Here is a 14,569-nt window from a genome sequence, read left to right as displayed (position 1 = left end):
TCAGACCACCTCTCCCTGGCGGGCCGCGGCGAGGCGGACCGCGTCGAGGATCTTCTCGTACCCGGTGCAGCGGCAGAGGTTGCCGGAGAGCGCCTCGCGGATGTCCGCGTCCGACGGCGTGTCGTTGCGCTCCAGGAGCTCGTCGGCGGCGACGAGCAGACCGGGGGTGCAGAAGCCGCACTGGACGGCTCCGGCGTCGATGAACGCCTGCTGGATCGGGGAGAGTTCGGTGCCCTCGCCCGTCTGGCTGTCCTGGCCCTTGGCCTTCCACTGCTGGGCGTCCTGGAGGGACGTGCCGCAGGCGCCGGAGGCGCAGCCGCCGCCCGGGTGGGCGCTCTCGCGGTGCTTCGCGTAGTCGGCGAGGCCCTCGACGGTGGTGACCTCTCGGCCCTCCACCTGTCCGGCCGCGACCAGACACGAACAGACCGGCACGCCGTCGAGACGGACGGTGCAGGAGCCGCACTCGCCCTGCTCGCAGGCGTTCTTGGAGCCCGGGAGCCCCATGCGCTCACGCAGGACGTACAGCAGGGACTCGCCCTCCCACACGTCGTCCGCTTCCTGCTTACGGCCGTTGACCGTGAAGTTCACTCGCATTATGCGACTCCCTCAGTGCTGCGGCCCTCGCCGCGGTACGACTCCCAGGTCCAGCCGAGCGTGCGGCGGGCCATGATCCCGACGGCGTGCCGGCGGTAGTTCGCCGTACCGCGCACGTCGTCGATCGGGTTGGCGGCTCCGGAGGCGAGCTCCGCGAACTGCTTGGCGATCGAGGGGGTGATGATCTTCTTGCTGTCCCAGAAGCCGCCCTCGTCGAGCGCCGCGTTCAGGAACTCCTCGGCCGCCTTCGCCCGGATGGGCGTCGGAGCGGCGGAGCCGATGCCGGTGCGCACGGTCCGGGTCTCGGGGTGCAGCGCGATGCCGAAGGCGCACACGGCGATGACCATCGCGTTGCGGGTGCCGACCTTCGAGTACTGCTGCGGGCCGTCCGCCTTCTTGATGTGGACGGACTTGATGAGCTCGTCGGCGGCGAGCGCGTTGCGCTTCACGCCGGTGTAGAACTCGTCGATCGGGATGAGGCGGGAGCCCCGCACGGACTCCACCTCGACCTCGCAGTCGGCGGCCAGCAGCGCCGGGTGGGCGTCACCGGCCGGGGAGGCGGTACCCAGGTTGCCGCCGACGCCGCCGCGGTTGCGGATCTGCGGGGAGGCGACCGTGTGCGAGGCGAGCGCCAGACCGGGCAGCTCCGTGCGGAGCTCCTCCATGATCTGGGTGTACGGGACGGAGGCACCGAGCCGGACCGTCTCCTCGCCCACCTCCCACTCGCGCAGCTCGACGATGCGGTTGAGGTCAAGCAGGTACTCGGGACGACGGTGGTCGAAGTTGATCTCGACCATCACGTCGGTGCCACCCGCAATCGGCACAGCCGTGGGGTGCTCGGCCTTGGCGGCGAGCGCCTCCTCCCAGCTGGCGGGGCGAAGGAAGTCCATGAGGCTCTCTTCTTCGTATCGAGGGTCTTTCGCTTCGAGGGACGGGAGCATTCCGTTCCGGCCACTCGGGCCGTTGGTCCCTCGACTGCTCGTTCATGTGCTGTTAACGCGGAGTGGGCCAAGTACACCGCTCGCTCGTCCGATGGGGTCAGTCACCGAAACCATGAAGGAGTTGGCTGGCCAAGGCGTGCGTCTTGTAGATTCGTATGAAGAACGGGCCCCAGTAACCTCGCGGGTTCCCCCCGGAAACCCCGGGCTCACGGCGGCACGGGGCCCCGGCGCTACAGAGCGCACATGTTTGTACACACCATTCGAGACAGATCGGCGGCGACGACACCATGCGGCTGCGCGCACTCCTTGACACCGACGCGCTGGGCCTGCGGCTGCTCGGCGGCGAGGACGAGCTGGACCGCACCGTGCGCGGTGTGATGACCACGGACCTGCGGGACCCCAGCCGCTACCTGGCGGGCGGCGAGCTGGTCCTCACCGGCCTCGCCTGGCGCCGCGACGCCTCGGACACCGAGCCCTTCGTACGGACCCTGGCGAGCGCCGGCGTCGCCGCCCTGGCCGCAGGTGAGGCCGAGCTGGGCGACATTCCCGACGACATCGTGGAGGCCTGCGCCCGGCACCGCCTGCCGCTCTTCGCGGTCAACGAGTCCGTGGCCTTCGCGACGATCACCGAGCACGTCGTGCGCCAGGTCTCCGGCGAGCGCGCCGGGGACCTGGCGGCCGTCGTCGACCGGCACCGCCGCCTGATGACGTCGGGCCCCGCGGGCGGCGGCCCCGACGTCGTCCTGGACCTGCTCGGCACCGACCTGGACCTGCGGGCCTGGGTGCTCTCGCCCGCGGGGCGCGTCATCGCCGGGTCGGGCGCGGCCGGAAACGGCCTGCCCGCGCCGCTGTGCGCGCGGCTCGCCGGGGAGCACCTGGCGGCCGTCCGGACCGGGCGGCGCGGCCCGCACCGGGTGACGGTGGACTCGGTCACGTACTCGCTGTTCCCCATTCGGACCAGTGGGCGCGGAGCGGCCGGCGCCTCGCGCGACGTGCGCGAGTCGGTGCTCTCCGACTGGGTGCTCGCGGTGGAGGCCGACGCGGGCGACTGGCCCGAGGAACGGCTGGATCTGCTGCAGGGCGTCACCCAGCTGATCGCGGTGGAGCGCGACCGGCGCGACGCGGCCCGCACAGTGCGCCGCAGGCTGGCCCAGGAGGTCCTGGAGCTGGTGCAGACGGGCGCGGCCCCCGCGGAGATCGCGGCCCGGCTGCGCGTCGCCGCCCCGGTGCTGCTGCCCGGCCTCGGCACGGCTCCGCACTGGCAGGTCGTGGTGGCCCGGGTGGAGTGGGAGGGCGGGGAGATCGACGGCGGCCCCGTCGCCCAGTCGCTCCTGGAGGAGATCCTCGTCGACCCGACGGCGTCGGGCCCCGAGCCGTCCGACCGGATCGCGGTCGCCCACACCGGTGACGAGGCGATCGCCCTCGTACCGCTGCCCGCGGTCCCCGGCGAGCACGAGGGGCCGGAGACCGGCCTGCTCGCGGACTCGCTCCTCGCGTCCGTCCGCGATCCGCTGGCGGCGGGCCTGGACGCCGACGGCCGCCTCACGCTCGGCGTCAGCGCGTCCGTGCACTCTGCGGAGGGGCTGCGCGGCGCCCTGGAGGAGGCGCGGCACGCCCGCCGGGTCGCCGCGGCGCGCCCCGGCCGGGTCTGCGCGGCCGGGCACCAGGAGCTGGCCTCGCACGTCCTGCTGCTGCCCTTCGTGCCCGACGACGTCCGCCGGGCGTTCACGGCGCGGCTCCTGGACCCGCTGCGCGAGTACGACCAGCGCCACCGCGCGGAGCTCATCCCGACCCTGGAGGCGTTCCTCGACTGCGACGGCTCGTGGACGCGCTGCGCGGCGCGCCTGCACCTCCACGTCAACACGCTGCGCTACCGGGTGGGCCGTATCGAGCAGTTGACGGGTCGTGACCTCTCGCGCCTGGAGGACAAGCTCGATTTCTTCCTCGCGCTGCGCATGAGCTGAGGTCATCCGGCACGGGCCCGGTCCGCGGCGACGGAGCGCCGACCGGGCCCGACGCGTTTCCTTGCCCGCCCTTTGTGAATTCTTTCACCCAGCCTCTTGGCCCGGCGCCGCGATCCATGCTGAGATTCGCCCACGACTCAACAGCTCAATGGTGTGCTCGGGGAGGGCAACGTGGCGCATACCGCCATGTCTGGTACCGGAACGACTGCAGAGCACGATCCACTCCAGACCGCGGTATGGCGGCTGCGCTCGCGCGGCTGCTGGACCGACGCTGCGGGGCTGCTCGCCTCGCGTGCGGGGGCCGCGGCGGCACTCCAGAGGACGGCGCTCCTCGTCGAGCGGTGCCTGTTCACCGGGGACGGCTGGGGCGAGGCCGAGGACGGTCTGCGGACCGCGGAGGCGCTCGCCGAGGACGACGACGACCGGGGCGCCGCGGCCTGCGAGCGGGGCCAACTGGCGTACGCCTCCACCGTCTTGAACGTACGCGACCGGGCCGACGAAGCGCGTACGGCGCTCGGCAGGGCCGCCGCGCTGCTCGCCCCGAACGCCCCCGGGCGCCCGCTGCTCGACTTCCGCCGCGGACTGATCGCGGAGCACATCGCCGACTCGCCGCAGTCCGCGAAGGCGGCGTACCGCAGGGCGCATGCGGGCGCCACCGCGCACTCCGACCCGCTGCTGCTCTCCTTCACCTGGCGCCACCTCGCCGGACTCGCCCTGCGGGACGGGGAGTTGGCGGAGGCGCGGCACGGCTTCGCGGAGTCCCTGCGCATCCGCGAGGAGCTCGGCTATCTGGTGGGCACGGCTCCCGCGCTCGCCGCGCTCGCGGAGGCGGAGCCGGAGCCGGAGGCCACCCGGCTGCGCGCCGAGGCCGGCCGCCTCTTCCGCCTCCTGGGCGGCGTGCCGTCCTGGCTGGCCCAGCACCTGCAGCCACCGGCCGCCGCGGTGTGACGTCACGTGCGGCACTGCACGGGCGCCCGCCCAGCCCTGGGGCCTGTCCGGCGGGTCAGGGCGCGGGAGGGTGGCGGTCGCCCAGCGGTGCCGGTGAGCGGGGTGTGGTGCGTCCGGCTGCAAGGCGGAGCGGGGCGGCAATGCGGAGCATCGGCAACCGACGACAACGCGGCAGACGGGCGTGCCGGGCGCCGCGACCCGCCGGACAGGCCTTAGGCGCCCGTGAAGTGTTCCCGGACCAGTGAGGCCACGACGGGCAGGTCCTGGGCGGCCAGGGCGTCCAGGAGGGCCATGTGCTCGGCCGCGTCCGCCACCAGGTCGGCGCGGCGGGCCGCGACGGGTCCGGCGGCCAGGGGCCACTGCGACCGACGGTGCAGATCGTCCGCGACCTGCACCAGCTGCTGGTTGCCGGAGAGGGCGAGCACGGCGCCGTGGAAGGCGCGGTCCGACTCGGCGTAGCGCGCCAGGTCGCCGCCCGCCGCCGCCGTCGCGCTCGCCTCGGCCAGCGGCCGCAGCTCGGCCCAGCGCTCGGCGGGCACCGTGCGGGCGAGCCGCAGCATCACCGGCACCTCGATCAGCGCCCGCACCTCGGCCAGCTCGGCCAGCTCGCGCGCGCCGCGCTCCACGACCCGGAAGCCGCGGTTGGGGACGACCTCCACGGCGCCCTCGGTGGCCAGCTGCTGCATGGCCTCGCGGACGGGTGTCGCGGAGACGCCGAAGCGCTCGCCGAGGGCCGGCGCCGAGTACACCTCACCGGGCAGGAGCTCGCCGCCGACGAGGGCGGCCCGCAGCGCGGCCAGTATCTGTCCGCGCACGGAGCTGCGCCGGACCGCCTGCCGGGTCCCCGCCTGTGCGGGCACCCGGACGCGCGGCGTCCCGTCGAGGGAAGCCTCCTCGCGTGCTCCGGTCTGCTCCACGACGTGCGCCCGCCCCGCTTCTGATTGCTTCTGATCACTGTTGACTGCTGCGAAAGGTACGAGAGGCACCATAGGCGGACACGACCGGAGTTGAAACCTCGATCACGTCGGGTAAGGTAAGGCTAACCTGCTATCGATCGCGATTCGGTGGTCCTCCGCATGTCCGTCCCCACGTTGGCCGCACCCGTCCAGGGCGCCCCCAGTGCCGTAGCGGACTCCTACGCCCGTCTGGGCGAGGTGTACTCCGGACTGCGCATCACCGAGCTCGGTCACGAGGAACAGGCCCCACAGGGCGGCGGCTGGGTCACCGCCGCCCGGCTCGCGGAGGGCGGGGCCGACCTCGACGCATTCCTGGCCTGGGACAACGCCCAGGTCCTCAAGGACTACGGCATCCAGGCCCGCCCGGACGTGGTGGCCAGCTTCGGCCTGCACCGTTACGCCTGGCCGGCCACCCTGCTCATCACGGTCCCCTGGTTCCTGCACCGCCGCGTCCCCCGCTTCCCGGTCGCCGACGTCTCCTTCCAGCGCACGCTCGGCCGGATGGCCGTGCGCACGGACGCCTTCGCCTGCCTGCCGGACGACCCGGCCGCCGGCCTGCCCGGCGCGCACGTCGTGCCGGACGAGGAGGCACTGCGCGCGGAGGTGCGGGCCGCGGTCGCCGAACACCTGGGCCCGCTCCTGGACGGCTTCGGCCCGCGGATGCGGCGCCGCTCGCGCGCCCTGTGGAGCGTCGCCACGGACGAGATCGTCGAAGGCCTCTGGTACGTCGCGCACCTCCTCGGCGAGGAGCAGCGCGCGATGACGGAGCTGGAGCTCCTGCTGCCGGGCGCCACCAAGCCGTACGTCGGCACGGCGGGCTTCCGGGAACTGACGGGCCCGAACGGCGAGGCGCTGCCCACCCGCGACCGCGCGAGCTGCTGCATGTTCTACACGCTGCGCCCGGACGACACCTGCGTCACCTGCCCGCGCACCTGCGACGCGGAGCGCATCGCGCGACTCAGCGCGGACGCCGCGGCGACCGCTTCCGCCTGAACCACCCTCCCGTCTGGAACCCTCATTCGGCGGAACCACCCTTTCGCGCACGTTTAATCGAACTCAACACCCGGCGCTGCTGCGCGAGTTCGAGCAAAAGTACGCCGTGCGTGCTCCCTTGCACTCCCTTGGCGGCCACTTGCCCCGAAACCCCTTGAGGGCCATCGGGGTTGAGTCAATATGGCGCCCGATACGCCCTACCGCGATGCAAGGGACCCCCAGATGAGACTGACCGACATATCGCTGGACTGGCTGCTTCCGGGTGGTGTCCTGCTCCTGGGCCTGCTGGTGGCGGTGGCGGTGCTCACACGCGGCAAGCGAGGCCACGCGAAAGCAGCCAAGGGAAGCGCGAGCGACGAGTCGTGGGAGCGCAGCGAGGAACGCCGCAGACGGAAGGAAGCCGTCTATGGCACCGCCTCCTACGTACTGCTGTTCTGCTGCGCGGCAGTCGCCGCGGCCCTCTCCTTCCACGGCCTGGTCGGTTTCGGCCGGCAGAACCTCAGCCTCTCCGGCGGCTGGGAGTACCTGGTCCCGTTCGGCCTCGACGGCGCGGCGATGTTCTGTTCCGTCCTCGCCGTGCGCGAAGCCAGCCACGGTGACGCGGCGCTCGGCTCGCGCCTCCTCGTGTGGACGTTCGCGGGCGCGGCCGCCTGGTTCAACTGGGTCCACGCGCCTCGGGGGTTGGGACACGCGGGCGCCCCGCAGTTCTTCGCGGGGATGTCGCTCTCGGCGGCGGTCCTCTTCGACCGCGCGCTGAAGCAGACCCGCAGGGCCGCGCTGCGCGAGCAGGGCCTGGTGCCGCGGCCGCTGCCGCAGATCCGCATCGTGCGGTGGCTGCGCGCGCCCCGGGAGACCTTCGGGGCCTGGTCGCTCATGCTCCTCGAAGGCGTCCGCACCCTGGACGAGGCCGTCGAGGAGGTCCGCGAGGACCGCCGCGAGAAGGAGCAGACCCGGCTGCGCAGGCGCGATCAGGAGAAGCTGGAGCGTGCGCAGCTCAAGGCCCTCAGCCGGGGTCACCGTAACTGGCAGGGCCGCGGTGGCGGCCGTCAGGTGGAGATGCAGGCCGTCGCACCGGCCGCCGGGTCCGCGCAGGTCGGCGCGGACCCTGCCATAGCGGCGCAGGAACAGCTGCCGGTACGCTCCCGACCCTCCCTCCAGGCCGTCAAGAACGGCCCTGACGGCACCGCGCCCGTCACCCCCGTCACCGTCGACCTGACGGCCGAGGACGACACGCAGGCCCTGCCCCGGCTCGACTCGCTGGAGCAGAAGCTCAAGGACCTGGAGCAGCAGTTCGGCTGATCGCACCAGGACCGGCCGCACCCGCCGGGTGCACAGCTGCGAGGTGATGTCCCGTCACGGACCGGGCGGCGGCGGCAGGCTTCACGCCACGCCGCCGCCGTCCAGCTCGAACCACACCACCTTCCCCACTCCGTGCGCCCGCACGCCCCATGAGTCGGCGAGGGACTGCACCAGGACCAGGCCCCTGCCGCTCGTACCGTCGTCGGCGTTCTCTACCCGCGGCTCGGGGCGGCGCGCCACGAAGTCACGCACTTCCACGCGCAGGCCGTGCGGGCCCACCGTCGCCGTGACGACCGCGTCGTGATCGGTATGCACCAGTGCGTTCGTGACCAGCTCACTGGTGAGGAGCTCGGCTATCTCGGATCTTCCCGGTTTTCCCCAGTGCCTCAGGAGTTCCCTCAGGGCCTTCCTGACCTCGGACACCGCACGCAGATCCGATCTCCCCAACCGCCGCGTGAGCTGACCCCGGTCGGGCTCGCCCCGCGCTTCACCGGTCCTCTCGTCTCTCGTCTTCGGCGAAGAGGCCCCGATGCTGCCGGGACCGCCTCCTCGTGACTGCCTCGTCATGACCCCCGCCCACAAAGCGATGGCTCTGCCTCCCTGCTCGAACAGCTACTCGGGATGCATGCCCCGGGCCCGTCACCGCACGCTTGTCGAATCATCAACCAATGGCGGGGGGTGCATCCGGGAGTTGGGGGGAAGTGAAGCGGTGGACCCCACCGTCGAGCGTCCCGAGGAGCACGAGTGCACGACGACAGACTGCTGGTGGAAGGCCGCCTGGAGCGGGCGCTGCGCCAGTTCATCCGTCCGGCCCAGTACGCGCGGCATACGCCGCTGACCCTCTCCGTCTGGCACGCGCCGGGCGAGCCGGTGCCTGTCGGGACCGCGCTCGAAGCGGCGTACGAGCCCTTCGAGACCGGCACGGAGTGGGGAAACCCCTGGTCGACCAGTTGGTTCCGGATTCAAGGAGAGGTGCCCGACGCATGGCGGGGACGCCGGGTCGAGGTCGTGATCGATCCCGGCTTCACCGGGGACGGCCCCGGCTTCCAGGCGGAGGGGCTCGTCTACGACGCGGCGGGTGTTCCCCTCAAAGGTATTCACCCGCGCAATCGGCATATTCCCGTGGCCTCCCCCGCTCGGGGCGGCGAACCGGTACACCTACTTCTGGAGGCGGCGGCCAATCCCGCCGTTCTGCACGACTTCGTGCCGACACCCCTCGGCGACGTACTGACCGCAGGCAATACCCCGATGTACCGATTCGCCTCTGCCGACCTCGCCGTACTGGACGAGGACGTATGGCAGTTGATCCTCGACATCGAGGTCCTCTCCGAGCTGATGCACGAACTGGACGCCGACCGTCCGCGTCGGCACGAGATCCTGCGGGCCCTTGAGGACATGCTCGACGCACTCGATCTGCACGACGTGTCGGGCACGGCCGCGGCGGCGCGCGCGGAGCTCGCCGCCGTCCTGGCGAGGCCCGCGCACGCGAGCGCCCACCGCGTATCGGCAGCCGGACACGCGCACATCGACTCGGCGTGGCTGTGGCCCCTGCGCGAGACGGTGCGCAAGGCTTCGCGGACCTTTGCCAATGTGACGGCACTGGCCGGGGAGTATCCGGAGCTGGTCTTCGCCTGCTCACAGGCCCAGCAGTACGCCTGGGTCAAGGAGCACCAGCCGCACATCTGGGAGCGGATCAAGAAGGCCGTCGCGGACGGGAACTGGGCTCCGGTCGGCTCGATGTGGGTCGAATCGGACGCCAACATGCCCGGTGGCGAGGCGCTCGCGCGGCAGATCACGCACGGCATGCGGTTCTTCCGCGAGGAGTTCGGCGTCGAGACGGAGGAGATCTGGCTGCCGGACTCCTTCGGATACACCGCCGCTTTCCCGCAGTTGGCGAAGCTCGCGGGCATCCGCTGGTTCCTCACGCAGAAGCTGAGCTGGAACCAGTCCAACAAGATGCCGCACCACACCTTCTGGTGGGAGGGCATCGACGGCACCCGCGTCTTCACCCACTTCCCGCCCGTGGACACCTACAACTCGCAGTTCCACGGCGCCGAACTGGCCCATGCGGAGCGCAACTTCGCCGACAAGGGGCGCGCCTCCCGCTCGCTGGTGCCGTTCGGCTGGGGCGACGGCGGGGGCGGGCCCACCCGCGAGATGATGGAGCGGGCGCGGCGGCTGCGCTCCCTGGAGGGCTCGCCGCGCGTCGAGATCGAGAAGCCCTCGGCGTTCTTCGCGGCGGCCGAGGAGGAGTACGGCGCGCAGGCCCCGGTCTGGTCCGGCGAGCTGTATCTGGAGCTGCACCGTGCCACGTACACCACGCAGGCCGCCACCAAACGCGGCAACCGGCGCAGCGAACACGCCCTGCGCGAGGCCGAGTTGTGGTGCACGGCGGCCGCGGTGCGCGATTGCGCGTACGTGTATCCGTACGACACGCTCGACCGGCTGTGGAAGACCGTGCTGCTGCACCAGTTCCACGACATCCTGCCCGGCTCGTCGATCGCCTGGGTGCACCGCGAGGCGCGCGACACCTACGAGCGCGTCCTGGCCGAGCTCGACGAGCTCACGGCGTCGGCCGTGCGCTCGCTGGGCGCGGGCGGACCCGCGGCGCTGAACGCCTCGCCGTACGCCCGCAGCGAGGTCGTCGACCCGGGCGACGGCACGCTGGTGCGGGTGGACGTGCCCGGACTCGGCACGCAGAGCCTGGACGCGGCCCGGGACCCCGGAGCCGGCGCGGTCGCGCACACGACCGGCGACACGATCGTCCTCACCAACGAGCACCTGAGCGTCACCGTCGACGCCGCCGGGCTGCTCACCTCCGTGCAGGATCTGGACGAGGGCCGCGAGGTGCTCGCCGCCCCCGGCAACCTCCTCCAGCTGCACCCCGACCATCCCACGCACTACGACGCCTGGGACCTCGACAAGCACTACCGGCGCCGCCACACCGACCTCACGGACGCGGAGTCGGTGGAGCTGGTCGAGGACGGGCCGCTGCGGGTCGCGGTGCGGGTGGTGCGGGCCTTCGGGGAGTCGCGGATCACGCAGGAGATCCGGCTCGCGGCGGGCAGCAGGCGCCTGGACGTCGTCACGGACGTCGACTGGCGGGAGTCGGAGAAGGTCCTCAAGGCCGCGTTCCCCCTGGACGTGCACGCCGAACGGTCCGCTGCCGAGATCCAGTTCGGCCATGTGCACCGCCCCACGCACGCCAACACGGGCTGGGACGCGGCGCGTTACGAGATCTGCGCGCACCGCTGGCTGCGGGTGGCCGAGGAGGGGTACGGCGTCGCGCTGCTCAACGACGCGACGTACGGCCACGACGTGACGCGCGCCGAGCACGGCGACGCGCTCGGCACCACCGTCCGGCTGACGCTGCTGCGGGCCCCGCACAGCCCGGACCCGGAGACGGACCGGGGAACGCACCGGTTCACGTACGCGCTGCTGCCCGGGGCGGGCACCGGCGACGCGGTGGCGGAGGGGCTCGCGCTCAATCTGCCGCTGCGGGTGGCGGACTCCCCCGTCCTGCCGTCGCTGGTGGGCGTCGACCACCCGGCGGTCACCGTCGAGTCGGTGAAGCTCGCCGACGACCGCAGCGGGGACGTCGTCGTACGGCTCTACGAGTCGCGCGGCGGGCGGGCCGCGGCCACGCTCCGCACGTCCTTCCCCGTGGCGCGGGCCGAGGTGACGGACCTGCTGGAGCGCCCGCTGCACGAGGCGGAGACGGGCGAGGCCGGACTGGCCCTCGCGCTGCGGCCGTTCCAGATCGTCACGGTGCGGCTGCGGCCCGCCTGACGGCGCCCGGCGTGCCGGGGCGGGGCGGGGCCCGGAAGGGCTCACGGCCTCGGCACGTTCCGCAGGTTCGAGCGGGCCATCTGCAGCATCCGGCCCACCCCGCCGTCCAGCACGATCTTGCTGGCGGAGAGGGCGAAGCCGGTCACCATGTCCGAGCTGATCTTGGGCGGGATGGAGAGGGCGTTCGGGTCGGTCACGATGTCGACGAGGGCGGGGCCCTTGTGCGCGAAGGCGTCCTTGAGGGCGCCCGCGAGCTGCTTGGGCTTCTCCACCCGCACGCCGTAGGCCCCCGCGGCGCGGGCGACGGCCGCGAAGTCCGGGTTGTGGTTGGCCGTGCCGTAGGAGGGCAGCCCGGCCACGAGCATCTCCAGCTCCACCATGCCGAGCGAGGAGTTGTTGAACAGGACGACCTTCACCGGCAGATCGTGCTGGACGAGGCTGAGGAAGTCGCCCATCAGCATGGAGAAGCCGCCGTCGCCCGACATCGAGACGACCTGCCGCTTCCGGTCGACGAACTGGGCGCCGATCGCCTGCGGCAGGGCGTTCGCCATCGAGCCGTGGCTGAAGGAGCCGATGATGCGGCGCTTGCCGTTCGGGGTGAGGTAGCGGGCCGCCCACACGTTGCACATGCCGGTGTCGACGGTGAACACGGCGTCGTCGGCGGCGAGGTCGTCGAGGACCGAGGCGACGTACTCGGGGTGGATCGGGACGTGCTTCTCGACCTTGCGCGTGTACGCCTTCACCACACCTTCGAGCGCGTCGGTGTGCTTCTTGAGCATCTTGTCGAGGAACTTGCGGTTCGACTTCGGCGAGACGCGCGGGGTCAGACAGCGCAGCGTCTCGCGCACGTCGCCCCAGACCGCGAGGTCCAGCTTCGAACGGCGGCCGAGGTTCTCCGGGCGGACGTCGACCTGGGCGATCTTCACGTCGTCCGGCAGGAAGGCGTTGTACGGGAAGTCCGTGCCGAGCAGGATCAGCAGGTCGCACTCGTGCGTGGCCTCGTAGGCGGCGCCGTACCCCAGCAGGCCGCTCATGCCCACGTCGTACGGGTTGTCGTACTGGATCCACTCCTTGCCGCGCAGGGCGTGGCCCACCGGGGACTTGATCTTCTCGGCGAACTCCATCACCTCGGCGTGCGCACCGGCCGTACCGCTGCCGCAGAACAGCGTGACCTTGTCCGCTTCGTCGATCATCCCGGCGAGCTGCTCGATCTCCGCGTCGCCGGGGCGCACGGAGGGTCGGGAGGTGACCAGCGCGGTCTCGGCGGCCTTCTCCGGAGCGGGCTCGGCCGCGATGTCGCCGGGCAGCGAGACGACGCTGACGCCGCTCCGGCCGACGGCGTGCTGAATGGCGGTCTGCAGCAGCCGGGGCATCTGCTTCGGCGTGGAGATCATCTCGCTGTAGTGACTGCACTCGCGGAACAGCTGGTCCGGATGGGTCTCCTGGAAGTACCCGAGTCCGATCTCGCTCGACGGGATCTGCGCGGCGAGCGCGAGGACCGGGGCCATCGAGCGGTGCGCGTCGTACAGGCCGTTGATCAGGTGGAGGTTGCCGGGGCCGCAGGAGCCCGCGCAGGCGGCGAGGTTCCCGGTGATCTGGGCCTCGGCGCCGGCCGCGAAGGCGGCGGTCTCCTCGTGCCGCACCTGGATCCAGTCGATCTCCTTGGTGCGGCGGATGGCGTCCACGACCGGGTTGAGGCTGTCGCCGACGACTCCGTACAGACGCTTGACGCCCGCGCGGACGAGGATGTCGACGAACTGCTCGGCGACGTTCTGCTTGGCCATGCTGTACGCACCTCTCGACGCTGGTGAACCGTGATTCACCCCGTGTGACCCGTGGACCAGGACTTCACTCGTCCTTCTGCTCGGTCGTTCCTCTGGTCCATGAATTCACAGGTGCGGCGGTCATGCCTCCCAGACCGCGGCGGCCGTCCGGTCGTCGGCGTACCCCTTGACCCTCACCTGGACGTCGGCCAGGAAGGCGGCGAGGCCGGGCGGGCCGCCCTTCTCCCATCTGCGCGTGAGGTGTTCGGCGAGCTCGGGCTCGCCGCGCAGCGGTTCGGCGAGGCCTCCGCTGCACAGGACGAGCGTGTCACCCGGGCGGGCGACCGAGGCACGGAAGCGGAAGGGGTCGCGGGGCGGCTCGGGAGCCGGTTCATAGGGACTCGGGGGCGTCGTGATCCCCAGGTCCATGGTGAGCCGGTCGCTCTCCGGGGGCGGTGGGGGCGGCGAGCCGAAGCCGACCACGGCCTCGCCGGTGGCGTCGGCCACCCGCGGTTCGATGTCCTGCCACTCTCCGTCGCGCAGGCGGAAGAGGCCGCCCGCCCCGACACCGAAGAAGACGCGCGTACGACACCGGGGATCGGCCGGCAGGAGGAGGCACCGCAGGGACGCCGTGTACTCGTCCGGCTCCAGGCCCAGGTCCGCGGCGTGCGCGCGGAGCTTGCCGAGGCTGCGGTCGGTGAGGCGGTGCAGGCCCGACTTCAGGTCGCCGCGGCGGGCGGCCCTGATGTCCTCGGCGAGCCGCCGGTGACTGCGGCCCACGGCCCGGCCGATCCAGTCGCAGGCCTCGGCGGCGGCGCGGTGCGCGCCCGGGGTGGCGCGGGCGCCGGTGGCCATGGCGACGAGCACCAGCGCGTCCTCGCCGGTGCCGAAGCGGGCGGTGAGCAGGGCGTCGCGGCGGGGCTCGCCCCGGTACCTGGCGGAGTCGCCGCGCACGGACGCGGCGCGCAGGGTGCCCGCGCCGTACCGCGCGCCGTCCAGCACGGTGTCGGCGACGAGGTCCCCGAGGTCGTCCGGGTCGGCGGCGGGCAGCACGGTGGGCTCGGGCTCATAGGTCGGCGGCCCGTCCCCCACGTATCCGGCCGCCTCGGCGTCGCCACGGGGCTCCGCGCCCTCGGCGCCGCGGAAGCCGGGCCCGCCCGTGGCCTCCTCCGGGGGCGCCCCGGTGGCATCGGGTCCGCGCGAGGGCGGTTCGCCGCCGCGCGGCTCTTCCGTCGACGCGACGGAGTAGGCGCCCCCGCGCTCTCCCGCCGGGAAGGTCACCGGGCCACCGGGAGCGGTGGGCGGCGCCCAGGGGGCGGGGG

11 protein-coding genes are annotated in these 14,569 nt (G+C 72.5%); 5 read left to right on the top strand and 6 right to left on the bottom strand.

The annotated features are described in order from the left end of the window. Together AOK03_RS28620 and AOK03_RS28615 are read right to left on the bottom strand one after the other, a co-directional pair. Positions 1-594 carry a (2Fe-2S)-binding protein gene (locus AOK03_RS28620; RefSeq protein ID WP_055568248.1) on the bottom strand — a complete coding sequence of 198 codons (594 nt, stop codon included), beginning with the start codon at positions 592-594 and terminating at the stop codon, positions 1-3. Next, positions 594-1,484 carry an FAD binding domain-containing protein gene (locus AOK03_RS28615; protein WP_055568247.1) on the bottom strand — a complete coding sequence of 297 codons (891 nt, stop codon included), beginning with the start codon at positions 1,482-1,484 and terminating at the stop codon, positions 594-596. Before AOK03_RS28615 ends, AOK03_RS28620 begins: the two co-directional genes overlap by 1 nt. Positions 1,485-1,822: 338 nt before the next feature. Here AOK03_RS28615 and AOK03_RS28610 point away from each other — a divergent pair, with 338 nt between their 5' ends. Together AOK03_RS28610 and AOK03_RS28605 are read left to right on the top strand one after the other, a co-directional pair. Continuing rightward, complete coding sequence (locus AOK03_RS28610; RefSeq protein ID WP_055568246.1) at positions 1,823-3,499, top strand: PucR family transcriptional regulator; 1,677 nt, start codon at positions 1,823-1,825, stop codon at positions 3,497-3,499. A gap of 186 nt (positions 3,500-3,685) precedes the next feature. Continuing rightward, positions 3,686-4,447 (top strand): hypothetical protein, encoded by a 762-nt coding sequence (locus AOK03_RS28605; RefSeq protein WP_208609616.1) that lies wholly within the window; start codon positions 3,686-3,688, stop codon positions 4,445-4,447. A gap of 212 nt (positions 4,448-4,659) precedes the next feature. Here the strand turns inward: AOK03_RS28605 and AOK03_RS28600 are convergent, their stop codons facing one another. Further along, positions 4,660-5,364 (bottom strand): GntR family transcriptional regulator, encoded by a 705-nt coding sequence (locus tag AOK03_RS28600; RefSeq protein ID WP_055568245.1) that lies wholly within the window; start codon positions 5,362-5,364, stop codon positions 4,660-4,662. Between the two features lie 159 nt (positions 5,365-5,523). Between AOK03_RS28600 and AOK03_RS28595 the strand changes: the two genes are divergently transcribed. Together AOK03_RS28595 and AOK03_RS28590 are read left to right on the top strand one after the other, a co-directional pair. After that, complete coding sequence (locus AOK03_RS28595; protein WP_055568265.1) at positions 5,524-6,396, top strand: (2Fe-2S)-binding protein; 873 nt, start codon at positions 5,524-5,526, stop codon at positions 6,394-6,396. Positions 6,397-6,618: 222 nt separating this feature from the next. After that, positions 6,619-7,695, top strand: a complete 1,077-nt coding sequence (locus tag AOK03_RS28590; protein ID WP_055568244.1) for a DUF2637 domain-containing protein — start codon at positions 6,619-6,621, stop codon at positions 7,693-7,695. A gap of 81 nt (positions 7,696-7,776) precedes the next feature. On the opposite strand, the gene AOK03_RS28585 is transcribed toward AOK03_RS28590, so the two are convergent. Next, entirely contained in the window at positions 7,777-8,262 is a 486-nt protein-coding gene (locus AOK03_RS28585) for an ATP-binding protein (RefSeq protein WP_079075012.1), read from the bottom strand. 177 nt (positions 8,263-8,439) lie between these two features. Between AOK03_RS28585 and AOK03_RS28580 the strand changes: the two genes are divergently transcribed. Next, a complete protein-coding gene (locus AOK03_RS28580) occupies positions 8,440-11,484 on the top strand; it encodes an alpha-mannosidase (protein WP_055568243.1) in 3,045 nt (1,014 codons plus the stop codon). Between the two features lie 41 nt (positions 11,485-11,525). Here AOK03_RS28580 and AOK03_RS28575 read toward each other — a convergent pair whose 3' ends face one another. Next, a complete protein-coding gene (locus AOK03_RS28575; RefSeq protein ID WP_055568242.1) occupies positions 11,526-13,268 on the bottom strand; it encodes a pyruvate dehydrogenase in 1,743 nt (580 codons plus the stop codon). Between the two features lie 120 nt (positions 13,269-13,388). After that, on the bottom strand, positions 13,389-14,569 hold a 1,181-nt coding region (locus AOK03_RS28570), incomplete at its 5' end, for a protein phosphatase 2C domain-containing protein (protein ID WP_055568263.1).

This window comes from Streptomyces atriruber, from assembly GCF_001418325.1.
Taxonomy (GTDB): domain Bacteria; phylum Actinomycetota; class Actinomycetes; order Streptomycetales; family Streptomycetaceae; genus Streptomyces; species Streptomyces atriruber.
This window is presented reverse-complemented; position numbering and strand designations above follow the sequence as displayed.